The organism is Desemzia sp. FAM 23989 (genome assembly GCF_045528345.1).
Lineage (GTDB): Bacteria > Bacillota > Bacilli > Lactobacillales > Carnobacteriaceae > Desemzia.
This window is the reverse complement of sequence record NZ_JBGQQT010000009.1, coordinates 77,620-100,083: the sequence shown is the minus strand read 5'-3', so window position 1 is coordinate 100,083 and position 22,464 is coordinate 77,620. Positions and strand designations below refer to the sequence as shown.

The window sequence follows — 22,464 nt, the reverse complement described above, 5'->3', positions numbered from 1 at the left end:
CTTGCATGTATTAGGCACGCCGCCAGCGTTCGTCCTGAGCCAGGATCAAACTCTCATAAAAGTTGCAGACCGAAGCCTGCTTATTTTAATGATGCTTGTAGCTCATTAATTGATTGCTAGCGAATAAATATTCACTAATTTGTTTGTTTTGGCACTTGCCAAAACTTTCTTACACGTTTGGTTCGTCTTACTTTGTTTAGTTTTCAAAGGTCAATTACTTTGTTTCACAACTTCTAAATAATATCATCATCTATCGAAACTGTCAACCTTTATTTCGTTTTCTTAAAAAACAACTTAATGAATAAAAATTCATTTTATAAAATTATCCGTTTCTTTAGGACTTAAATATCATACCATGTTGCAATTAACAATGTCAATATATATAATTAATTATTTTACATTGTTTATTTTGTTCTGCTCAGTAGTTCTAGCAGCAACGTTTTATATCATATCAAGTTTTTTAAATTCCGTCAATCCTAAATATTCATTTTACAACTATTTTTCATTCTAAACCAAATACCTCTATGTATATATTATTTAATCTCACTAATAAAAACCTAAAAAAAACAAGCCTCCCTCATTATAATTCTCGTAAATGACAGAGGTTGTTTTTAAAATGCATAGTATCAGTTTGACTTAATTTTTAATCCTTTTTTTCTTCTAACAAGTAAGAAAAATCTGTTTCATCTTTCTTTACAATCAGAAGTAAACCGTCACCTAGAGGCAATAGGCTAGATTCTATAGAAGGATGTTTCATGACTACATCCAAAAAGAGATTTAGTTTACGATGGATGGTACGAACTTTACGCGGAATGTTTTCCTTAGGTTCAAGTATTGTTCCCCCTTGAAGAACATCATCCACAATCAACATTCCCCCAACCTTCAGCAATCTCATACATTCTGGTAAAAAATCATAATACTTTGATTTGGCACTATCCATGAAAATAAGATCATACGGCCCTTCTAAAGTAGGAAGTATATCTGCTGCGTCTCCCTCCAACAATGTAACTTTATCGGTGATGCCTTGTGCTTCATAATTCACTTTAGCTTCTTGGAACATCTTTTCATAGCGATCAATAGTAGTTACTTGTCCCTTTTCTCCTACATGTTGAGCCATTAAACTAGACGAAAACCCAATCGCCGTTCCAATTTCTAAAATCTGCTTCGGTTTTAATTGTCCTAAAAGCAAATTTAAGAAAACAACTGTTTCATGCGGGATGATCGGGACTCTTCTTTCATGTGCGTCTTGTTCGATCTCACCTAATTTTCCCGCTAATGGTTTTTGTGCATTTCGTAAAAATTCTCGAACATCATTATTGATAACTGGTCGATCCATCATTTCATTCTGATTCATTATTTTTCCTACTTTCTTCAATTAATTGCATCATTTACTATTTGTCTGAAAAAATTATATCAAAAGAACTGTTTAGAAAACTGATAATGTGTTATTATCAAATTAAATAAAGGTTAAAGGAGAATAGCAAAATGCTCATTAAATCACTCTGTATCCCCAAAAAAAGTTTAACAACTGTTAATGAAGACGTCACACTTCAAGAAGCTATTGAGATCTTAGAAGAATCCGGCTATCGGTGCGTTCCTATCCTAGATGAGAGCGGTCAAATTTTCCGAGGCAATATTTATAAAATGCATATCTATCGTCACAAAGCCAACGGTGGAGACATGAATTTACCTGTAACTCATTTGTTAAAAAACGCTACTAAATACGTCCATTTGGATGACTCTTTCTTTAATATCTTCTTCTCGATCAAAGAACTGCCTTATATTTCTGTACTTGATTCTGATAATCATTTTTATGGTATTTTAACACATAGTTCTTTACTTTCCATGCTACAACAATCCTGGAGTATTGACAATGGAAGTTTTGTACTGACTATTGCTTCTGCTGGACAAAAAGGAGATTTGGCAAATATTTCAAAAATCATTAATAAATTTGCTTCTATCTCTAGTTGTATCACGTTAGATGTTGAACGTGAAGATTTGATTCGTCGTACGATCATTACTTTAGAACCTGGAGTAACTGAAGAGACCGTCAATCAAATTTCAACCGCTTTAGATAAAAAAGGATTCCGTGTCATTGAAAAAGAGAGTTTAAATAATTAATCTTTTGTTTTAATAGCCAATAGATTTTCTTTACTAGCAAAACATCCCTCAAAGACTGACCGGTCTTTAAGGGATGTTTTTTTAGTGGACTGTTGCGTATTTTTATTTGGTTTCTAATCGTTTAGAGAAATGGACTTTATCATCTAATACTTTCATTATCGGAGCACCCAAGCCCATAATAACCAATTCCCCAAAAGCAACTGAGGCATAATTCAACCAAAACGGCGCATTAAAAGCGAGTTTTAATTCCCAAGCAATAATTCCGGAAAAAAGGATAAACATTAAGGTATTGATAGCCATCTTAATCCATACATTTGTCGTTTTACGTGTCAGCAAAAGCATCGCACCCAACGAAATCAACGAATGCGCCGTTCCAAAGATGATGTCATACCACCCTAATGGTGAAAAAAGATTGGCGATAAAAACACCTGCTACGATTCCGATAATGTATTTACGGTTAAAAACCGCTAAATGGTTAAAAATTTCCGATATTCTGAACTGAACAGCTCCATACGCTATTGGAGCAATCACCGAAGTGACAGCTACATATAGTGCTGCGACAATGGCATTGATTACCATAGTTTTTACTTTCATCTATTTGTTCCTCCTAGTTTTTTTACGTGGGATGGTTGATGAACCACGCTGTTTTCAACTTTATTATCATAACATCCCCTTTTTCAAAAAACAATGTCTTCCACACTCATTTAAACCAAAAAAGAGCCTCTCTCGCAAATGAAATTCATTTGCAAGATCGACTCTTTAGAATAAGTAAATTTAAGTTAAGTACTGAATTTGCTTACTAAACCAAGACTAACTTCAATAGCTTCATTGATTTCTTTCATTGTCGCATAATCTAAATGAGTTACTTTTTCCCGTAGTCTTTGTTTGTCTATTGTACGTATTTGCTCTAGCAACACCACTGAATCACGTTCTATGCCATGCTTTTCAGCTGAGATTTCTACATGGGTCGGCATTTTTCCTTTTTGTATCTTAGCAGTTATTGCTGCAACAATAACAGTAGGACTATAATGATTTCCTACATTATTTTGCACCACAAGCACTGGCCTCATGCCGCCTTGTTCTGAACCTACAACTGGGGATAAATCAGCGTAATATATGTCCCCACGTTTAACCATAGGTACCTCCTCCTGCAATACCTGCTAGTATTGGGAAAGGACTTCTTTCTCGCATTCTTCAAACTCATTACAAATATCAAGATTGATTCCAGCCATTTCCGCATAACCATTGCGCAGGGTATCGATTATATTTAGTTTTTCTTTAACAAATTTTGTCATAAAACAGCTTACTAGTTCTTTTTCTTCAAGTTCCTCCAAAGCGCAATATTCTTGTACTTGTTCGTAAAGATCCGCTTCTAATTGTATTTCAACAACTTTAAACTCTTTATTGCTCATGAATTTGCCTCCTAAAGATTACCAAGTACCCAATAAGCTAAAAAACCAAGCTTTAGCTTATAGTAACATGTAATCTAAAACATTAAAATAGGTTTTTCGAGAATCCATTTAATGTTCAAAACTCATTCACAAACTATTATTCTTAATGGACATATCTTCTTTTTACTCTTGATGAAATACCACAAGCTATTTCATAATGGATCGTATCCATTTTATCCGCAATTTCTTGCAATGTAATTTCTTCTTGTCCGCTTTTCCCTACCAAAACAACTTCAGTTCCAATAGGAGTTTCTTCTGGCAGTCGAATCATACATTGATCCATACAGATCCTTCCTACAATCTCGCAACGATTACCATTCACTAATACTTCTTGACCTTGTAGACCGCGAAGCCAGCCGTCTGCATAACCGATAGGAAGCGTCCCAATCCACTCTCCTTCTTCAGCTTGGTAAGTAGCTCCATAGCTGATAAAATCTCCTTGATGCATTTGTTTAACATGAATCAATTCGCTTTTCAATTGTAAGACTGGTTTTAATTGATACGGGGGGGGAATAAGATTACCTGAAGGATTTAAACCATACATTGCGATTCCAAATCGAATCAATTTCGATGAGTTGCTTGGATGATATAAAGTCGTAGCACTATTTGCAGTATGAACTATTTCAGGTAGTTTATCAAATGATTTGATTAAAACATTAAACCGTTCTTGCTGTTGAATAAACAGCGTATTGTCTTCACTATCCGCTGTTGCAAAATGCGTAAACACTCCTTCTAAAAAGAAGTGTTCACTTTTATGTATTTGTAGCTCCGACTCTTTAACTTCTTCTTCAGTTCTAAAACCGATTCTTCCCATACCGGTATCTAATGCGATATGTACAGCAACTGAACCTATGATGTTTTTCTGACGCAAAACGGATTCAGCTTCTTCAATCCAATCCAAACGCCCAATCGTCACACTTAATTGATTTTCCACAATAAGATCCGCATACTGTGGATCTACTAAACCTAAAATCAAAATCGGCTCCGTAACACCTGCTTCTCTTAATTCAACGGCTTCATCCAATAATGCCACACAAAAACCATCTACCTTTGCCTCTTGAGCTGTTTTTGCAACTTCTACAGCCCCATGACCATAGCCGTCAGCTTTTACTACTGCATAAAGTAAAGAAGCATCAGTCAAACGTTTTTTTTCTTGCTCTATATTCCAACGAATGGCGTCTTTGTCTACAACGGCAACTGTATTTCGGTATTCTCCTGCAACCAAGCTACTCTTCCTTTCCTATTCATTTACTTTTCCAACACTACTTGTGCCGCAGCAATTGAATCTGTATGGGTAATACTCAAAAAGACATTCCCATCAAATGGGCTCTTTGTAACTACAGGTTTGCCAGATGCATCAGGTAAGATCTCAATATCCTTAAAGCCCAACTTCCCAATCCCAGTCCCCATTGCTTTTGAATAAGCTTCTTTTGCCGCATATCGTCCTGCTAAAAACTCCATCTGTCTTTTCCCTTTTAACAAGGAAAAAATGTTATGCTCCTCCTCTGTTAAAACTCGTGATGAAAATGTGTTCTTTCTATTATACGCATTTTCGATCCGGTTTATTTCTGCAATATCCAATCCTATCCCTATAATCATGTTTAACTCCTTTGAAGCAGTCATTCTTGTTTTCTCTTTAGTATACACCTCTAAAGAGGCATTTGAATAGCAATAACACTTCCTATTTATAGTATTTTATTATTTCTTAATAAATCCATTTTTACACTTCTATTGTTTTTCTGTCATCGTTAAAATGCAAAAAAGAGAACAGAAAATCTGCTCTCTTTTGCGTACGGATAGATTATTTTTGACGAATCGTGAAGTCACGTTTACCGTTTCCTGAACCACGACGGTCGCTTTTTTTCTTATCTGATGAAACTGATGAACCTTGGCGTTTGTCTGAGCTATAACGTTTTTCGCCACTGCGGCTGTTGCCACCACGACGATCGTTACGTTTTCCGCCACCACGACGGTCTCCGTAGTTTTTGCCTTTTGAACGACTACGGGCTGCACCGCCGCCACCTTTATGAGACTTGCTTGGCAATGGACGTTCTGGAGTGATTTTCACTGGAATTTCAGTGGAATCTTTAATCGTACTCTTCAAGAATGCTGCAGCTAAATCTTCAGCTGAGAATTCTTCCAATAGAGTATGAGCAGCTTTTTCGTACCGTTCCAAGTCATTTTTATCGATCAATTCTTGGATTTGATCCATTGCAGCTTTGATTTGTCCTTTGTATGCTTCAGCATCTGAAGGTGGACGCAATGGTGTCATTGCTTTACGAGTTAAGTTTTCGATCGTACGCAGGTAACCCATTTCATTTGGTGTAATGAAAGATACAGACATACCTTCTTTACCTGCACGACCAGTACGGCCGATACGGTGAACATAACTTTCAGGATCTTGAGGAATGTCAAAGTTGTAAACATGAGTTACACCTGAAACATCTAGTCCACGAGCTGCTACGTCAGTAGCTACTAAGATATCTACTCTTCCTGATTTGAAAGCTTTTAATACACTCATACGTTTTTGTTGAGAAAGGTCGCCGTGGATTCCTTCAGCACGGTATCCGCGCATTTCCAATCCTCTAGCGATTTCGTCCACGCGTCTTTTAGTACGACAGAAAATGATAGACAATTCTGGTGTCTGAACGTCGAACAAACGAGTCATGATATCGAATTTTTCGAAATCTTTACATTTCACGAAGTATTGATCGATCAATGCACTTGATAATGTTTTTGTTTTGATTTGAACGTGTTCAGGATCTTTCATGAACTTAACGCCAATACGTTTGATGGCAGATGGCATTGTTGCTGAGAACAATAATGTTTGGCGTGCAGCTGGAGTTTCTTGAATAATACTTTCGATATCTTCAATGAATCCCATGTTTAACATTTCATCTGCTTCATCAAGAACCAATGTTTCTACATTGTTTAATTTCAATACTTTACGTTTGATTAAATCCAATAAACGTCCTGGAGTTCCAACGACAATATGTTGTCCGTCTTTTAATCCACGGATTTGGCGACTAATGTCAGCTCCACCGTAAACAACTTGAACTTTGACTTTTTTATCGCGGCTCAAACGGAATAGTTCTTCTTGTGTTTGAATAGCTAATTCTCTTGTTGGTGCGATAACTAATCCTTGAACATTGTGGTTTTTGTTATCGATTTTTTGTAACATTGGTAAACCAAAAGCAGCTGTTTTACCAGTTCCTGTTTGAGCTTGTCCAATAACGTCTTTTCCTTCTAATGCCAATGGAATGGTTTGTCCTTGGATAGGTGTTGCTTCCTCGAATCCCATTCTTTCGATTGCTTTAAGCAAATCTGGTGCTAATCCTAATTCTGAAAATTTCAACTAATTTTCCTCCCGTATTTTTGAAAACCGAAAGAGAGTTTTTGCAAAAAAAAACAGGTTTTTCGTTGATCTTCATCAAGGACACCTGCTATGGTCAGTCTTTATAAAATCCTGGCAACTGAGCTCTGTTGTTACCAGCAGTTTCTTCTCATATCAAAGGCTTGTATTTACAAGCTACTTATTTTCTGCGTTTCTGAGCTACTTAAACCCTCAGTGTTTTCATTACTTTTATTTATTGCCGGTTCGCAACTTGTGTAATATTACCATGTAAATGCTTATTTGGCAACAAATTTAACCGGAGTATCCAATGAACACGTTTCCTTATTAAATGAAAGGGGTTCAATAGACACATCCGGTTCTTATTTTATTCTACTCTGCTTTCAGTGCTTCAACCACTGATAATAAATCAGTTCCAAAACTAGATTTGATCAAAATATAATCATCTAACGCTAATTTTTGTTTTACTTCTTCTATTAAAGGGTGTTTGTCTCCTGTAAAGTGATGGATATTTTCTTTGGCAAATCGTCCTTCACTCAGCAAAGCTTCTTGTAATACTTTCATTTCCGCTCCATATAAATAAACTTCATTGATTTTAGTTGGATCCAAAGCCTCTTTGACACTGACATGCAATTCTTCTGACAAATCGCCCAGTTCCAGCATGTCCCCTAAAACAACGTATTTTTTTCCATTGCTTTCTAATTGACTGAAATTTTCGATGACCAGTTTCATAGCTGTTGGGTTTGCATTATAAGAATCATTCAAAATCATACTTCCATTGATTCCTTTATCCCACTCCGTACGATTCTTAGTCAATTGAAACTTAGCCAAAGGCGTGTAACTTTCCTTAACTGGGATATCCAGTGCCATACCCGCTGTTAAAGCAGCTAGAGCATTATTGACATTGTAAGTACCCAAGACAGGAATTTTCACTTCAATAGATGAATCTACGTTTGTAACAAATGACGTCTCGCGCATTTGATTTTTCACTTGTAACGGATAAATATCATTTGACTCTTTGGTACCGAACGTTTTTCGTTGAATCCCTTTTAATTTTTTTACTCTTTCTTCCAATAATTCTTCTTCTCCCGGATAAATCAGTAAGCTGTTTTCTTTCATCCCTGACGTGATCTCCATCTTTGCATCTGCAATATTGGCGCGAGAACCTAGAAACTCGATGTGTGATTCTCCGATCATCGTAATGATGGCAATATCTGGTTCTGCAATTCGAGAGAGGACTTCGATTTCTCCTTTGTCGCTCATACCCATTTCTAAAATCACTACTTCTGTGTCAGCAGGCATGCTTAAAATTGTAATCGGAAGTCCTATTTGGTTATTAAAATTGCCTTGGGTCTTATAAACACAGTAACGGCTGGACATAACAGCATCGGTCATATCTTTCGTGGTCGTTTTCCCGTTGCTTCCTGTAATAGCGACCACTTTAGGACCCACTTTTTTCAAATAATAATGGGCTAATTCTTGTAACGCGATTAATGTATCTTCTACTAGAATTACCGGAAAATCTGCTGGTGCATCTTCCAAAGGAGCACTCCATAATGCAGCTTTTGCACCATTCTCGATTGCGCTTTGGATAAACTGATGTCCATCGCTCTCTCCAATCAATGGAACAAATAAAGAACCGGAAACCATTTTTCGAGTATCAAAGCCAACTGCTGTAATTTCCACATTATCCCATTTGCTTGTGTCGTTTAAACTCTTTAAAGCTTGGGCAGTTTCTTTTACTGATAAAGAAATCATTGTTATTCCTCCATAAAAAAAGAGGCTGGACTGAAAATGCATAGTCAAGCCCCTTTAGCCTATTATTTTTCTTTTACTTCATTGCATCATAATTTTTTTGTTGAAACCCTTGGCGTTCTTCAAACCGTTTCAAGGCTAATTGAATCAATTCTTCCACCAAGTCGCCGTAATGCAAACCTGTATTTTTCCACAATAATGGATACATACTATATGCAGTAAACCCAGGCATTGTATTGATCTCATTTACAAAGATCTCTCCATTATTGGTTAGGAAGAAGTCGCAACGACTTAATCCATTTCCATCAATCGCTTGGAACGCACGAACTGCGTACGACCTTAATTTAGCGGTCAGCTCTTCGGTTAAAGCAGCTGGTATTTGCATTTGCACTTCATTGCTGATGTATTTTGATTCATAATCATAAAAATCTACATCTTTCAGTAATTCTCCTGGGACAGATGTATGAATGTCATCATTACCCAATAAAGCTACCTCAACTTCTCGCGCTTCTTCGATACCCTGCTCGACTACCACTCTGCGATCATATTGGAAGGCCTGACGAACGGCTTCTTCCAGTTCTTCACGATTAGTGGCTTTATTGATTCCTACGCTGGATCCCATGTTTGCTGGTTTAACATACATCGGATAAATCAATGAACCTTCACAACGAATAAAGACTTGTTCCCGCTGGTTTTCCCAATCAAATTTAGTGATCGGTTCATAAGGTACCTGGGGCAGTCCCGCTTGATGGAATAAGTGTTTTGTAACAATCTTATCCATACCGGCAGCGCTGGCTAACACTCCAGCCCCAACATAAGGCATATTCAACACTTCAAATAAACCTTGTACAGTTCCATCCTCTCCATTCGGCCCGTGAAGAGCTGGGAAAATGACGGCATTTTCTTCTTGGATCTCGCTCGGTTTAATCAGTTGGCCGGTTGATGATACAAGATCATCTTTCGTAAATCCTTTTTGTTCTGATGGTTCCATACGCAACGCTTTCGCTGACGTAATTTCATCCGCTTGGTGTACAATCGGTCCTCGAATCCATTGGCCAGTTCGAGTAATGTAAATGGGTTCCACTTCATAATATTGATAATAAATTTCTTGAATGATAGAGTATGCAGTCAATATAGATATGTCATGCTCTGCACTTTTCCCACCATATAAAAGAAAAATTTTCATTATTGTTCCTCCACGTTTCGGACTTATCATTATAAATCAGTTATTAGCGATAATTCAGCTGTAATTGTATCATATTTCAATTTAGAATCCTAGGTTTCCTGGGCGTTAAATATTTGTGACACAATGCCCTTTTTATGCTGTCCGATACTTCTTTCAGCTAGTAGTCCTTACTTTTACAAACTTGGAGCCAAAGGTTGCAATTCCTTGATTGACCACTTTTGTTCTTGGTGATCATAAAGCACCAAAGACATTAACTCGCTTTCTTTCATTTGGGATTGCAAATTTCGAACTCGATCTTCTACTAAGTAAACCCCTATTTCTGAAACAGTGTCTCGAGAAGTTATTTTCGAAAAAGACAGCGCAGCACCTTCTCTCAACAGAGGTGTCAGTTCATGGGTCAGTTCAAGTGGAATGGTTTCGATTTTTTTCGGTTTTTTAAATAGAATCCGTTTTTCATTGACACACTCATTTACTCGATTCGTAATTTCCCGAGCAAAAAAATCATAAAATAAATTTAAATCACGACAGTAAATTTTTGTAAAGCCATCTGCTAAGGTAAGTACGATAAAGTTATTTTGCAGCTTGTAATAGAAAGGTGAGTGCAGCGAAGTATAAGCATGTGCAACATAAAGCAATTCAGAGATTTCTACAGGTGTTAATTCGTGTAATAAATCCAAGCTTTGAAAATCAATCCATTTGCCCAGTTTTTTAATGTATGTGTGGTAAGCTTCACTAGTTAAAAATTCTTCCACTTTTTGTGCTCCACGAATTACCCGAAAGCCCGTATGAGAATCGTATTCGCCGGTGTCTTTTGCAGCATTCAGCAACAATAAATTCTTCAGTGGTTGTTGTATAATGTCCTTATAACCTGAAAAGCTGACCCCTTTGTTCAAAACTGAATTAGAGACGCTGTCCAAGTGGACATAAATAAAATCGTTTTCCACAATACATTCTCCTCGTGTTATAGTCATCTTTATTGTACTACAAAATTCCTCTCATACTGTATCAATATGATGAAAATAACGTTACAATCTCGCTTAAGTCTGTCCGTCAATTTTATTTTTAAGTCAAAAAAAACTCTTCGAAAAAGTTTCGAAGAGTTTTGACCAATCATCACAATAAAGGATAGTTGATTTATTTTTCTTTGTTTGTATCTGCAAGACCATATTTCTTGTTGAAACGGTCCACACGTCCATCTGCTTGAGTAAATTTTTGACGTCCAGTGTAGAACGGGTGAGAATCAGAAGAAATTTCAACACGGATTAATGGATATGTGTTTCCATCTTCCCATTCAACTGTTTCATCTGAAGATTTAGTTGATCCTGATAAAAATTTGTACCCTGTAGTTGTATCCATAAATACAACTTGATTATATCCTGGATGGATTTCTTGTTTCATAGTTATATCTCTCCTTATGCCCTGGATCATTTGCTGAACCAGAGTTATTCGCTGTTTTTTTCACAACAATAGCATATTATCATGTTTAGCAGATGATTGCAATTAATTTTTCTGACCTTGATTAAGAGTCTTTTACTTTACTCCATCGCAATGCTATCGACGATTATTCCGATAGTTTTTAGGCTGGGCCAATGCTGAAGCCGAGAAAGTGTCAAAGAACTCATTATTTGTTTTCGCTTTTCTTAAAGCTCGAATAAATTGATCCGTAAACTCTAAAGATTCTCCCGTCATTGCATGACGTACTTTCCAAATCGACTCTACGCGACTTCCGCTAAGCAACAATTCTTCTTTTCGAGTTCCAGATTTTTTGATATCGATTGCCGGAAAAATACGTCTCTCCGCCAATTCTCTTGAAAGATGCAGTTCAGAGTTCCCAGTCCCTTTAAACTCTTCATAGATAATATCATCCATACGGCTTCCTGTATCGACTAAAGCGGTAGCCAATATCGTTAAACTTCCACCTTCTTCAATATTACGAGCAGCCCCAAAGAATTTTTTAGGTTTGTACAAAGCAGCTGGATCGATACCACCGCTTAATGTCCGTCCACTTGGAGGAATGACTAAATTATAAGCTCTTGCTAAACGAGTGATGCTGTCCATTAAAATCACTACGTCTCGCTTATCTTCCACCAACCGCATAGCTCTTTCAAGAACAAGTTCCGAAACACGGACATGATTTTGAGGCATTTGGTCAAAAGTAGAAGATACGACTTCACCTTTAACCGTACGTTCTAAGTCAGTCACTTCTTCTGGTCGTTCATCGATCAGCAATAAAATCAGTTCGACATCTGGATAATTCTCTGCAATTCCATTAGCAATGTCTTTCAGCAAGACTGTTTTACCAGCTTTTGGCGGTGCAACTATTAATCCACGCTGTCCAAAACCAACTGGAGAAACGACATCTATGATCCGAGTAGAAACCTTTGTTTGAGCTGTTTCTAAGACAATCTGTTTGTCTGGATAAAGAGGTGTCAGGGCTGGAAAATGTGACCGTTCTTTTGCATCTTCAGGATTCTTATCGTTTACTAAGTTAACGTGCATCAAACCATAATATCGTTCAGATGGTTTAGGAGGTCTAGCTTTACCTGAAACTTTGTCTCCATTTCTTAAACCAAAACGTTTGATCTGAGAGCCGGAAATATAAATATCTTCTTTACTAGGTGTGTAGTTGATTGGACGTAAAAACCCAAAATCTTGTTGGTCCATAATATCCAGTACACCTTCTACAATAAAGAAGCCTTGTTTCTCTTCCTGTGCACGAATAACTGCTAAAGAAAGCTCTTTTTTATTCATTTGGCTATAATAGGGAATTTTTAATGCTTTAGCATATTGGTAAATTTCCTTTAGTGTTTTGCTTTCTAATTCCTTCAATGTTAAGATCTCATCCATAAATTTGCCCCTCACTCCAGTCTTTTATTAAAATGAGTTGCGCATGGCAGACTCTCTATGACTTCATTTTTTCTTTTAGTTGGGAAAAAATGAAGTCTACAAAAGTCTAAGCGCCATGCGCCACGCTCTGCTCTCTATTTAAACGAGCTGCGAAGAGCAGCCTTCCTATGATTTCGTTTTAACTTGTTATTGGCAAAAAACGCCAATGACAAGTTAAAATCGAACTCTACGGAAGTCTAAACGCTCTTCTCTGCTCTCTATTAAATGAGCTGTGCAAACCAGTTCTTCTATGAGTTCGATTTTCAGTTTTTATTGGGAAAAGCACCCAATTAAAACTGAAAGTCGAACTCTACGAAGGCCTAAACGGTTTGTTCCGCTCTCTATTCTTCTATCATTTCAATATCTGCTCCGAGGTTGGTCAGTTTTTCTATGATATGATCATAACCTCTGAGGATATTTTCAACGCCAGTGATGGTCGTTGTTCCTTGAGCCATTAATCCGGCAGTAACTAAACATGCTCCTGCTCTTAAATCACTCGCTTCAACTTCCACACCAGTTAATTCGTTTGGACCCTCTAAGATAATAATATCACTTTCTACTCTCGCTTTGGCACCCATACGCACTAATTCCGGAATATGTTTAACTCGTTTAGGATAAATCGTATCTTTGATGATCGATTCTCCGCCTGCTTTAAGCAGTAAAGGAGTAAGAGGTTGTTGCAAATCTGTTGCAAATCCAGGGTAAGGTACAGCTTTGACAGAAACAGGTTTTAAGTCAGTCGCTTCTTTAACACGCACGCTGTCTTCTCCAATTTCCATCGGTACGCCCATTTCTTCCATTTTTGCTAATAGACCTTCAATGTGTTCTACGATAACGCTTTGTACAAGAACATCTTTCCCAACTGCTCCAGCCATGGCTAGGTAGGTACCTGCTTCAATACGATCTGGAATAATCGTATGACGACAGCCATGCATTTCTTCGACACCTTCGATACGAATTACATCCGTACCTGCTCCACGTACTTTAGCTCCCATATTATTCAATAAAGTAGCTACATCAATAATTTCAGGCTCTCTGGCTGCATTTTCAATAATGGTTTTGCCTTTTGCCTTAGCCGATGCCAACATTACATTAATGGTTGCTCCGATAGACACGACATCCATATAAATCCGCGTTCCAGTCAATCCTTCTTCTGAAGTTTTTAAATACATAGCTCCCATTTCATTGTCTACAGTAGCTCCTAAAGCTCTAAAACCTTTTAAATGTTGATCGATTGGACGAGGACCTAGGAAACAACCTCCAGGTAAACCAACAACACCTTTTCCAAACTTAGTTAATAAAGCACCCATAAAATAATAAGAAGCTCTTAAACTTTTTATTTTACCATTGGGCATCGGAATCGAAATCATTTCTGTGGGGTCTACCACTAATGTAGAACCATCAAAATTCGTTTTTACATTCATATCATTTAATATTTCAATCAATGAGTGCACATCTTGAATATCAGGCACACCTTCTAACGTTACCGGTGAGTCTGCAAGAATTGTAGCTGGGATCAATGCGACAGTACTGTTTTTAGCTCCACTAATGGTGATTTCTCCAGACAATTGTTTACCACCACGGATGACAATTTTTTTCATTTGTTTCATTACCTCACTTATAGTTATACGTTCGTTTTATTTTTTTGGATGATTAATCTAGTTCTATTCAATAAGGATCACACGATTTTCGTTTTCTTAGTAACTCTCTTGACAGCCTACTACCCTTACTCTATACATAAAAATTGGAAGACCACAATCAAAAAAAGATTCTTCGCTAAATCTCTTCTCACTCTGATAAATGATATTACTCTAACTACTTTTGTAGTTTTGTTGTTCCGTGCTATGAGAAATGAGATCAATGAAAATAAAATTGGTGACTAGCGAAGATTCAGCGAATCTGGCCACTTAGAAAAAAGGGCTCTTTGATACGCAGCTTTTGAGGATGTATGCTCTCCTGTTCAGTTTTATGGCAGTATAAAAAACTGTAAGACATTAGCACTATTCTACTACATCGCACCTTATCTGACAACTATTATAGACCAAACAAACGCTTCAAACGGAAAGTTGAAACAACTTTAACCAAGAAAATATTTTTGTCATATCCTGTCATCGCTGTGTTATATAGCGGCAGAGGTCAAAAGCAACGAAATAGTGTCTAAAAAATGATCATAGTCAGCTTTTTTTCAACAAAAAAACCTTCTCCCGAAGGAAAAGGCATTAATCATCTATTTAAAGTCATGCATTAAGCTTGGCCAGATGAACCAAATTCACGCATTTTTGCTTTTGTTGTTGCAGTAATATCTTCTTTACCTGGTCCAACAATTTTACGTGGGTCGTAAACTGTCGCATTGTTTGCGATAACTTCACGAGTTTTCTTAGCCCAAACTTGTTGTAATTCAGTATTAACGTTGATTTTAGTGTGGCCGTATTCAATAGCTTTTTTAATTTGGAATTCTGGAATTCCTGATCCACCGTGTAATACTAATGGAGCACCAGTTAATTCAGAGATTTCTTTCATTTCATCAAAACCTAGTACTGGTTCGCCATCGTAATCCCCATGTACAGAACCTAGTGCTGCTGCTAATGCATCAATACCAGCTTCTTCAACCATACGTTTGCATTCTTGAGCGTCTGCATATAAAACTCCGCCTGTAACGCCATCTTCAGTACCACCAACAGACCCAACTTCAGCTTCAACTGAAGCGCCTTTTGAATGAGCATATTCTACAACAGATTTTGTTGCTGCAATATTTTCTTCAATTGGGAATTTTGAGTTATCGATCATTACTGAAGAAAATCCAGCATCGATAGCTGCAGTACAGTTTGCTAAAGACGAACCATGGTCTAAGTGCAACGCTACTGGAACTGTGATTTCCATAGTTTCCATTAAAGCTTCCACCATAGCTGCTACTACTTTAAAACCGCCCATATATTTTGCTGCGCCTTCTGAAACCCCTAAAATTACCGGTGATTTTTCTTCTTGTGCAGCAGTCAATACAGCTTGAGTCCATTCTAAATTGTTGATGTTGAATTGACCAATTGCGTAGTGACCTTTCAACCCTTTTTGTAACATATCTGTCATGCTTACTAAACGAGTCATACTTTGTTGCCTCCTCAGAGATATCTTTGTGTGCTAATGAACTTAGCCGACGCTCCAATTGTACCAGACTCTAACTTATTTTTCCATGAAAATTGAAAAAAATAACGTGTTTTCATTATGTCTATTTAAAATAGACAATTAGTCTCACTACTTTTCTCTGCAAAAAAACTCTCTATTCCTTTTTGAATAGAGAGTTTTTTGTGCCATGGGTTAAAGATGGGACCTAACGAAGATTAGAAATCTTCTTCATCTTGTTCGTCATCTTCATCTTCAATCAATGTTAAATCGCCTTCTACACCATCCGGCAATTCATCTTCTTCGTCATCGTCTGCTCCTAAAGCTGACAAGTCTTCTTTGTATTCGCCAAGGTCTTCCTCATCTTCCTCATCAATCAAGACACCATGATCAGATACATCTACACGTCCACCATAAACAGTTCCTTTGTCGTCCTCTTCTTCATCTTCTTCAACGACTTCTTCTTCTTCTTCTTCGTATTCGTCAGAGTCTTCAGGATCATCTGCATTGTAATCAATTTCGTCACCATAAGCAGTTTTAGCTTTTTTACGACGGCGTGGTCTTTCGTCTTCGTTATCATTATCATGAGTTAATTCTTCATCAATAGAATCGATTGGATACCATGAACGTAATCCCCAGCGGTTATCTCCAAGGGAAATAAAACTACCATCAATATTTAAGTTTGTATAAAATTGCGGCATTTCTTTTTCAACTTTTTCATCTGTTAAATCTAAGTAATCGATAATTTCTTTCAACAAATCCGTGAAATCCATGACTTCACCTGTTTGTTCCAAAATAGCATGAGCAACTTCAATCATTGACAATTCACTTCTAATTTGTCCATCAAATTGTGTTAGTTCCATTAAAGTTCCGTCCTTTCAAGAGTCTACTCTCTATCTTACAATAGTTAAACAGTAAAAAGCAATTGTAAATTGTATTCTCCTAACTTTTCTTTTCCCATAAACAAATCGTATCCGATAAATACCTTCCCAGAGAAAGGATTGTCTGTGTAGCTGATCTGCAATTGTCGGGTCACCGTGTCTACATAAACTCCACCTTGTGGAGTACGATAAAGCGTCTCATAGCTTTTTCCTTGCTCGAATTTTAAGCGAGTGGTCATTTCGCCTTTACGCGTTAAAGTGACGATACCATTCGGTTCAATTTTAAATGTGACAGGAATTCGTCCTTGCTCCTCATAGTTTTCCTCATAACGTATATAATATGAGCCTCCCATTTGAACAACTTTTCCTTTTTCATCGAAGACAAATTTTTCTGTATCATTATTTTGAGTGATAGCTGTCTCAACGTGTATTTTTGCCGGCATTCCTTTTGTTAAATCCATTTTTTCACCTCTAGCAGTTTTCTATCTGTCTGGTTTTGACATCTTACTTCATCAAGTCTCTTCTATTTTAGCATAGAAATCTCTCTTACTTTACTAAATTCTCTTAACGAATGACTTTCCCTAAATAAATCCTTCCAAGTCTTTGCGTTTATTTCCCTATTTCTGATACTCATTTGGTATAATAATGGCAATTAGACTATTAACTAGTCATTTTATATAGATGGCTGATAAAGATTGGAGTACGTCAAACGCATGACTTCTTTAAAAACAACCGATTATATTGCTCAGCAATCGTTTCTTCAATACGATGCAGAAACAATGCCTTTTAAAAATCAAACCATTTCCCATTTCGCTTTAGCAGATGCTCTACTGATAGCTGCAGGAAAAAATCAGGAATCGATTATCCATTTTTGGCCGACTTCGAATTTGATTATTTTGGGAATGATGGACACTAAATTGCCCTTTTTCAGCAAAGCTTTAGCGGTTTTGAAAGATGCCGGAGCAGATTATATCGTCCGCAACTCCGGGGGATTAGCTGTGGTGGGCGACGAAGGGGTGCTCAATTTCTCCATTATTTTACCTGAACGCGATAACCAACGCATCCCGATTGATGAAGGCTATTCTATCATGCTATTGCTGGTTCATTTAGCCTTAAAACAATACGGAAAGACAATTGAAGCCTATGAAATTGAAGATTCTTATTGTCCCGGAGACTTCGATTTGAGTATCGGCGGCAAGAAATTTGCCGGCATCGCACAACGTCGAATAAAAAACGGGATTGCTGTTATGATTTATATCAGTGTAAATGGAAACCAGACTAAGCGAGCTGAATTGATCCGCGACTTTTATCAAGTTGGTTTACAAAATGAAACAGTGAAATGGCATTACCCCAACGTTGATCCGCAAGTCATGGCCACCTTGGAAGATCTCCTGGAGGTCACTATGACACTCAGCGATATGAAAGAACATATTTTAAAAGCTTTATCTGAAATGAATAGTACTGTTTCTAAAGGAAATTATTCAGATGAAATCATGGAAGACTACGAAACAGCTTTTAAAAAAATGATCCGCAGAAATGAACAAATGCTCCAAGATAAACTAGACAGGAGGCTGTTGGATGAACCTAATGTATGAGAGCGATCAATTATTACCAATGGAACAAGTTTTCAGGGATCCGGTTCATGATTATATCCATGTTCAACACCAAGTTATTCTAGATTTGATCAACACAAAAGAATTCCAGCGGTTGCGCCGTATCAAACAATTGGGGACGACCTCTTTCACTTTTCATGGCGGAGAACATTCTCGCTTTGGCCATTCCCTTGGAGTCTATGAGATCACGCGCCGCATTTGTGATAAATTCTTGCGTAATTATGCTATGAAAACCCCCGGAGATGGAGGTTGGGATGACAATGAACGATTGGTTGCATTGTGCGCGGCACTCTTACACGATATCGGACATGGACCTTATTCACATACTTTTGAAAGTATTTTTCATACCGATCATGAAGAATTGACGGTAGCAATCATTCTTTCCTCAGAAACTGAAGTCAATCAAGTATTGTCTCGTGTCAGTTTAGATTTTCCTGCAAAAGTAGCCAGCGTGATTGAAAAAACCTATCCTAACCCTCAGGTCGTGCAATTGATTTCCAGTCAGATCGACGCTGATCGCATGGACTACTTGATACGAGACGCTTATTTTACCGGAGTCAATTACGGCACTTTTGATTTGACCCGTATCTTGCGTGTAATACGACCTTACAAAGACGGGATTGCTTTTCAAATCCAAGGGATGCATGCAGTCGAAGATTACATCGTCAGCCGCTATCAAATGTACATGCAAGTTTATTTCCACCGTGTCTCTCGGGGGATGGAAGTTATTTTGGACCATTTACTGAAACGAGCTAAAACAGTCTACGAAAATCCAGAAGTTACCTTTAAACACAGTTTTTCTCTATTGGTACCCTTTTTTAAAGAAGAGTTCACTTTGAAAGACTATCTGGCTTTAGATGATGGTGTTTTAAATACGTACTTTACATTATGGCGTGACGATCAAGACCCTATTTTAAGTGATCTGGCATCGCGCTTTTTAGACCGGAAACCTTTTAAATCAGTCACTTTTTCAAAAGAAACCGATACAGATATTCTGGATAAGCTGAGTGAGTTGATTCAAAAAGCTGGTTACGACACAGAATACTACACAGCTGTCAACAATAGTTACGATTTGCCATATGACTTTTACCGTCCCGAAACAGACAATGAAATTACTCAAATCGAATTGATCTATCCTGATGGAAGTTTTATCGAATTGTCTAAAGCCAGTGCACTGGTCACTTCCATCGCTGGAAAAGAATACGGCGACGAGCGTTTTTATGTCCCGAAAGAGTTTCTAAAACCGGACAAATCAATGGAAATCACGTTGTTTGAAGAATTGTATGCAGGCTTTTCGCGCTACATTAAAAATGGAGCTGTTTACCATCCAACCGACAATAATTAAAAAAGGAGTTTTGTTTTGTGAAAATCTCATTAATTGCCCTAGATTTAGATGGTACCTTATTACTGCCTGATAGAACCGTATCACCAAAAGTAGCTGAGACGCTAGCTATTGCCCAATCAAAAGGCATCAAGCTCGTTCTCTGCTCTGGAAGACCATTGCCCGGCGTATTACCGCTACTGGAAGAATTGGATCTGCAAAACGAAGGCGACCACGTCATTACCTATAATGGCGCTTTAGTTCAGCAGTCAAATGATGGTAAAATCCTTGCTCACCATACAATGGACTATGAAAATTTTCTTGAAGTAGATGGACTTGGTCGAGAGTTGGGTATTCATTGTCACGCAGTAAACGACACTGGAGTGTATACGACCAATAAAGATATCAGTTACTACTCTGTAAGAGAATCTTTCTTAACCACTGTTCCGCTTCGTTATCGTTCAGCTGAAGAAATGGATCCATCGTTATTGATCAGTAAAATCATGTTTGTGGATCCCAAAGAAATTTTAGAAGAAGCTATTTCTAAAATTCCGTCAGCATTCGCTGAAAAATATACTTTACTGAGAAGTGAAGACTTTTTCTTAGAAGTATTGAATAAATCCGCCAGCAAAGGACAAGCACTCAGGGATTTGGCAGCTATTCTGAATATTCCCAGAGAAGAAATCATGGCGATTGGCGACAATGGAAATGATTTGGACATGTTGGAATTTGCTGGAATGGGAGTGGCTATGGGTAACGCTTCTCTGGCGGCTAAAGAAGCCAGCGATTACGTCACAGACAGCAACGCTCATGATGGTGTAGCAACTGCTATTGAAAAATTTGCATTCTAAAAAATTGATTGACTAAAGAGGAGCTCTAATAAAAATGCCGATAAAATTAATTGCCATTGATATCGATGGAACGTTATTGACACCTGAAAGAGTGATCAGTAAACGCGTAAAAGAAACTTTACTAAAAGCTAAAGAAGCTGGAATCAAAATTGTATTGAGCACTGGGCGCCCCTTACCAGGAGTGACAGATTACTTAACAGAATTAGATCTAAGAAACAACGGCGACTATGCCATCACGTATAATGGTGCATTAGTCCAGGATACACATACAGGAGAAGTCATTTCTCATCATACTTTAGATATTGACGATTTTTATCGTGTAGAAGAAATGAGTCGAAAAGCCGGTGTGCATTACCATACGACTACCCAAGATGCTATGTATACTTCTAATAAAGATATCAGTGCTTATACTGTACGTGAAGCTATGTTAGTTCAAATGCCTTTAAAATATCGTGCTGTGGAAGAAATGGATAAACAGATTTCAATCAGTAAAATGATGATGATTGATGAACCAGCTGTTTTGGATGAAGGAATCAAACAATTGTCTGAGGATTTTGTTGATCGCTATACTGTTTTGCGAAGCGAACCTTTTTATTTAGAAATCCTCCATCCTTCTGCCAGTAAAGGACAAGCTTTAAAAAGCCTTATCGATATATTAGGTTTCACTCAAGATGAAGTAATGGCCATAGGCGATAATGAAAATGACTTAGACATGATCGAATTTGCAGGTCTTGGAGTAGCTATGGGAAATGCGGTCCCTAAAGTAAAAGAAAATGCCACTTATGTAACCGACACGAACGCAAATGATGGCGTAGCAACTGTCATTGAAAAATTTGCTTTGATGCCCTGATCTCTCAATAGCAAAAATCGTTTTATTCGCATTCTGATCTGTACTTTGTATAATGAAAGATGTAAGAATAAATAAGTGAGAGGAGATTTTATCAAATGACTGAATCAGAAGTAAAATATTCCACTACTGCGATTAATACTGGAGGTCGTGTCGGAGAAAGTCACGTACCCGACGGATCTTTTTCTGTAAAAGTATCTACTCCAAAAGAAATGGGCGGTCCAGGGCAAGGTAGTAACCCAGAACAACTATTTGCATTAGGTTACAGCGCTTGCTACCACTCAGCTTTAGATCACTATAAACGTGAAGAAAAAATTTCCAATAAATCAAAAGTTACTTTAACAATCAATTTGTTAAGCGATCCAACTGACGGAGGATTTAAATTAGCTGCCGTTATCGAAGTAGCTGTTGAAGGCTTGGAAGATGCAAAAGTGCAAGAATTAGCAGAAAAAGCTCACAACTATTGCCCTTACTCAAAAGCAACTGCAGGCAACATTGACGTTACCGTAAAAACAAAAGAATACGTTGAAGAAGATTAACGATCAAATAAAAAAAACTGTTGAGATTTTAAGTCTCAACAGCTTTTTTTGTTGTTTCAAATGAGAAAAAAGTTACTGCTGAGAAAATTGCTCAACAGCCCAACGATGACTCCCTCTTTTTAATAAAGATATGGCTTCAGGAATCGTTGTCCATTCCAATGTATTGAAATCTTCCAACGGATCACTAGCCCTCTTCCAAGAAGTTGCCACGTAAAAGTGTGCAGGATTATGATAATATCGTTTTCGATGAGATGAGTAATAGTACTCATCTGCTTCCCCTAAGTATTCTCCTACTTCGATTTCAAACCCCAGTTCTTCCATTGCCTCACGCTTAAGTGTTTCAACGTGTGTTTCATTTAGTTCTCTTTCTCCCCCTGGCAATAGATAAGAACCATTCGGAGGTGAAACCAGTAAGATTTTATCGTATGTTGAATTCAAAACAATCAAGTGAATACCGACTCTTAACGTATACGTTATTCCATCAATCTTTTCTCCAAATTGCTTGATTGTCATCTCATCCATCCGCCTCTTTCTCTCATTTAAT

The 22,464-nt window shown here is 37.5% G+C and carries 23 protein-coding genes, 1 rRNA gene and 1 riboswitch; of the genes, 6 read left to right on the top strand and 18 right to left on the bottom strand.

Features of this window, described 5'->3' with window-relative positions; genetic code table 11:
• Both ACEN36_RS07185 and ACEN36_RS07180 read right to left on the bottom strand, forming a co-directional pair.
• Window positions 1-61: ribosomal RNA gene (locus ACEN36_RS07185) — 16S ribosomal RNA — on the bottom strand; the annotation flags it as partial.
• Between the two features lie 582 nt (window positions 62-643).
• The gene (locus ACEN36_RS07180) at window positions 644-1,354 is read right to left on the bottom strand and encodes an O-methyltransferase (protein WP_407126256.1); all 711 of its coding nucleotides are present in this window, start codon (window positions 1,352-1,354) and stop codon (window positions 644-646) included.
• Window positions 1,355-1,485: 131 nt separating this feature from the next.
• On the opposite strand from ACEN36_RS07180, the gene cbpA reads away from it, so the two are divergent.
• Window positions 1,486-2,121, top strand: coding sequence for a cyclic di-AMP binding protein CbpA (gene cbpA / locus ACEN36_RS07175; RefSeq protein WP_407096736.1), 636 nt, complete (start codon window positions 1,486-1,488; stop codon window positions 2,119-2,121).
• Between the two features lie 102 nt (window positions 2,122-2,223).
• Here cbpA and ACEN36_RS07170 read toward each other — a convergent pair whose 3' ends face one another.
• From ACEN36_RS07170 to ACEN36_RS07100, 15 genes are all read right to left on the bottom strand, one after another.
• Window positions 2,224-2,715, bottom strand: a complete 492-nt coding sequence (locus ACEN36_RS07170; protein ID WP_407096735.1) for a QueT transporter family protein — start codon at window positions 2,713-2,715, stop codon at window positions 2,224-2,226.
• A 7-nt stretch (window positions 2,716-2,722) separates the two neighbouring features.
• Window positions 2,723-2,768, bottom strand: a riboswitch (PreQ1 riboswitch).
• A gap of 132 nt (window positions 2,769-2,900) precedes the next feature.
• On the bottom strand, window positions 2,901-3,257 hold the full coding sequence (locus tag ACEN36_RS07165) for a type II toxin-antitoxin system PemK/MazF family toxin (RefSeq protein WP_407096734.1): 357 nt from the start codon (window positions 3,255-3,257) through the stop codon (window positions 2,901-2,903).
• 24 nt (window positions 3,258-3,281) lie between these two features.
• The gene (locus ACEN36_RS07160; RefSeq protein WP_407126255.1) at window positions 3,282-3,533 is read right to left on the bottom strand and encodes a hypothetical protein; all 252 of its coding nucleotides are present in this window, start codon (window positions 3,531-3,533) and stop codon (window positions 3,282-3,284) included.
• A gap of 142 nt (window positions 3,534-3,675) precedes the next feature.
• Window positions 3,676-4,797 carry an alanine racemase gene (alr, locus tag ACEN36_RS07155; protein ID WP_407096732.1) on the bottom strand — a complete coding sequence of 374 codons (1,122 nt, stop codon included), beginning with the start codon at window positions 4,795-4,797 and terminating at the stop codon, window positions 3,676-3,678.
• Between the two features lie 23 nt (window positions 4,798-4,820).
• Window positions 4,821-5,171 (bottom strand): holo-ACP synthase, encoded by a 351-nt coding sequence (gene acpS, locus ACEN36_RS07150; RefSeq protein ID WP_407096731.1) that lies wholly within the window; start codon window positions 5,169-5,171, stop codon window positions 4,821-4,823.
• Window positions 5,172-5,373: 202 nt separating this feature from the next.
• Window positions 5,374-6,927 carry a DEAD/DEAH box helicase gene (locus tag ACEN36_RS07145; RefSeq protein WP_407096730.1) on the bottom strand — a complete coding sequence of 518 codons (1,554 nt, stop codon included), beginning with the start codon at window positions 6,925-6,927 and terminating at the stop codon, window positions 5,374-5,376.
• A gap of 369 nt (window positions 6,928-7,296) precedes the next feature.
• Entirely contained in the window at window positions 7,297-8,682 is a 1,386-nt protein-coding gene (murF, locus tag ACEN36_RS07140) for a UDP-N-acetylmuramoyl-tripeptide--D-alanyl-D-alanine ligase (protein ID WP_407096729.1), read from the bottom strand.
• A 73-nt stretch (window positions 8,683-8,755) separates the two neighbouring features.
• Entirely contained in the window at window positions 8,756-9,865 is a 1,110-nt protein-coding gene (locus ACEN36_RS07135; protein ID WP_407102258.1) for a D-alanine--D-alanine ligase, read from the bottom strand.
• Window positions 9,866-10,038: 173 nt separating this feature from the next.
• Window positions 10,039-10,809: a hypothetical protein gene (locus ACEN36_RS07130; RefSeq protein WP_407096727.1), complete on the bottom strand. Its 771-nt coding sequence runs from the start codon at window positions 10,807-10,809 to the stop codon at window positions 10,039-10,041.
• A gap of 190 nt (window positions 10,810-10,999) precedes the next feature.
• Window positions 11,000-11,263, bottom strand: coding sequence for a type B 50S ribosomal protein L31 (locus ACEN36_RS07125; protein ID WP_407096726.1), 264 nt, complete (start codon window positions 11,261-11,263; stop codon window positions 11,000-11,002).
• 153 nt (window positions 11,264-11,416) lie between these two features.
• Entirely contained in the window at window positions 11,417-12,712 is a 1,296-nt protein-coding gene (rho, locus tag ACEN36_RS07120) for a transcription termination factor Rho (protein WP_407102260.1), read from the bottom strand.
• A 380-nt stretch (window positions 12,713-13,092) separates the two neighbouring features.
• Window positions 13,093-14,352, bottom strand: coding sequence for a UDP-N-acetylglucosamine 1-carboxyvinyltransferase (locus ACEN36_RS07115; protein ID WP_407096724.1), 1,260 nt, complete (start codon window positions 14,350-14,352; stop codon window positions 13,093-13,095).
• 643 nt (window positions 14,353-14,995) lie between these two features.
• Complete coding sequence (gene fba, locus ACEN36_RS07110; protein ID WP_407096723.1) at window positions 14,996-15,853, bottom strand: class II fructose-1,6-bisphosphate aldolase; 858 nt, start codon at window positions 15,851-15,853, stop codon at window positions 14,996-14,998.
• 233 nt (window positions 15,854-16,086) lie between these two features.
• Window positions 16,087-16,731, bottom strand: a complete 645-nt coding sequence (rpoE, locus tag ACEN36_RS07105) for a DNA-directed RNA polymerase subunit delta (RefSeq protein ID WP_407126254.1) — start codon at window positions 16,729-16,731, stop codon at window positions 16,087-16,089.
• A gap of 44 nt (window positions 16,732-16,775) precedes the next feature.
• Complete coding sequence (locus ACEN36_RS07100) at window positions 16,776-17,210, bottom strand: DUF1934 domain-containing protein (protein WP_407096721.1); 435 nt, start codon at window positions 17,208-17,210, stop codon at window positions 16,776-16,778.
• A gap of 252 nt (window positions 17,211-17,462) precedes the next feature.
• On the opposite strand from ACEN36_RS07100, the gene ACEN36_RS07095 reads away from it, so the two are divergent.
• The 5 genes from ACEN36_RS07095 to ACEN36_RS07075 all read left to right on the top strand — a co-directional run bounded on the left by ACEN36_RS07095 (window position 17,463) and on the right by ACEN36_RS07075 (window position 21,920).
• Window positions 17,463-18,344: a biotin/lipoate A/B protein ligase family protein gene (locus tag ACEN36_RS07095; protein ID WP_407096720.1), complete on the top strand. Its 882-nt coding sequence runs from the start codon at window positions 17,463-17,465 to the stop codon at window positions 18,342-18,344.
• Window positions 18,328-19,707, top strand: coding sequence for an HD domain-containing protein (locus ACEN36_RS07090; RefSeq protein WP_407126253.1), 1,380 nt, complete (start codon window positions 18,328-18,330; stop codon window positions 19,705-19,707). Before ACEN36_RS07095 ends, ACEN36_RS07090 begins: the two co-directional genes overlap by 17 nt.
• Before the next feature lie 17 nt (window positions 19,708-19,724).
• Window positions 19,725-20,534 (top strand): sugar-phosphatase, encoded by an 810-nt coding sequence (gene yidA / locus ACEN36_RS07085; protein ID WP_407126252.1) that lies wholly within the window; start codon window positions 19,725-19,727, stop codon window positions 20,532-20,534.
• 34 nt (window positions 20,535-20,568) lie between these two features.
• A complete protein-coding gene (gene yidA, locus ACEN36_RS07080) occupies window positions 20,569-21,384 on the top strand; it encodes a sugar-phosphatase (RefSeq protein WP_407126251.1) in 816 nt (271 codons plus the stop codon).
• 95 nt (window positions 21,385-21,479) lie between these two features.
• A complete protein-coding gene (locus tag ACEN36_RS07075; protein WP_407126250.1) occupies window positions 21,480-21,920 on the top strand; it encodes an organic hydroperoxide resistance protein in 441 nt (146 codons plus the stop codon).
• A gap of 72 nt (window positions 21,921-21,992) precedes the next feature.
• Here ACEN36_RS07075 and ACEN36_RS07070 read toward each other — a convergent pair whose 3' ends face one another.
• Window positions 21,993-22,433, bottom strand: a complete 441-nt coding sequence (locus ACEN36_RS07070) for an NUDIX hydrolase (protein ID WP_407126257.1) — start codon at window positions 22,431-22,433, stop codon at window positions 21,993-21,995.
• Window positions 22,434-22,464 lie beyond the last annotated feature (31 nt).

Coding starts and splice junctions, on each gene's coding strand:
- ACEN36_RS07125 (WP_407096726.1), bottom strand. CDS start 11,263: ATGAAACAAGAAATCCATCCAGGATATAATCAAGTTGTATTTATGGAT.
- ACEN36_RS07135 (WP_407102258.1), bottom strand. CDS start 9,865: ATGAAAATTTTTCTTTTATATGGTGGGAAAAGTGCAGAGCATGACATA.
- rho (WP_407102260.1), bottom strand. CDS start 12,712: ATGGATGAGATCTTAACATTGAAGGAATTAGAAAGCAAAACACTAAAG.
- rpoE (WP_407126254.1), bottom strand. CDS start 16,731: ATGGAACTAACACAATTTGATGGACAAATTAGAAGTGAATTGTCAATG.
- ACEN36_RS07170 (WP_407096735.1), bottom strand. CDS start 2,715: ATGAAAGTAAAAACTATGGTAATCAATGCCATTGTCGCAGCACTATAT.
- yidA (WP_407126251.1), top strand. CDS start 20,569: ATGCCGATAAAATTAATTGCCATTGATATCGATGGAACGTTATTGACA.
- cbpA (WP_407096736.1), top strand. CDS start 1,486: ATGCTCATTAAATCACTCTGTATCCCCAAAAAAAGTTTAACAACTGTT.
- fba (WP_407096723.1), bottom strand. CDS start 15,853: ATGACTCGTTTAGTAAGCATGACAGATATGTTACAAAAAGGGTTGAAA.
- ACEN36_RS07160 (WP_407126255.1), bottom strand. CDS start 3,533: ATGAGCAATAAAGAGTTTAAAGTTGTTGAAATACAATTAGAAGCGGAT.
- acpS (WP_407096731.1), bottom strand. CDS start 5,171: ATGATTATAGGGATAGGATTGGATATTGCAGAAATAAACCGGATCGAA.
- ACEN36_RS07180 (WP_407126256.1), bottom strand. CDS start 1,354: ATGAATCAGAATGAAATGATGGATCGACCAGTTATCAATAATGATGTT.
- ACEN36_RS07090 (WP_407126253.1), top strand. CDS start 18,328: ATGAACCTAATGTATGAGAGCGATCAATTATTACCAATGGAACAAGTT.
- murF (WP_407096729.1), bottom strand. CDS start 8,682: ATGATTTCTTTATCAGTAAAAGAAACTGCCCAAGCTTTAAAGAGTTTA.
- ACEN36_RS07100 (WP_407096721.1), bottom strand. CDS start 17,210: ATGGATTTAACAAAAGGAATGCCGGCAAAAATACACGTTGAGACAGCT.
- ACEN36_RS07095 (WP_407096720.1), top strand. CDS start 17,463: ATGACTTCTTTAAAAACAACCGATTATATTGCTCAGCAATCGTTTCTT.
- ACEN36_RS07070 (WP_407126257.1), bottom strand. CDS start 22,433: ATGACAATCAAGCAATTTGGAGAAAAGATTGATGGAATAACGTATACG.
- ACEN36_RS07165 (WP_407096734.1), bottom strand. CDS start 3,257: ATGGTTAAACGTGGGGACATATATTACGCTGATTTATCCCCAGTTGTA.
- ACEN36_RS07115 (WP_407096724.1), bottom strand. CDS start 14,352: ATGAAAAAAATTGTCATCCGTGGTGGTAAACAATTGTCTGGAGAAATC.
- ACEN36_RS07075 (WP_407126250.1), top strand. CDS start 21,480: ATGACTGAATCAGAAGTAAAATATTCCACTACTGCGATTAATACTGGA.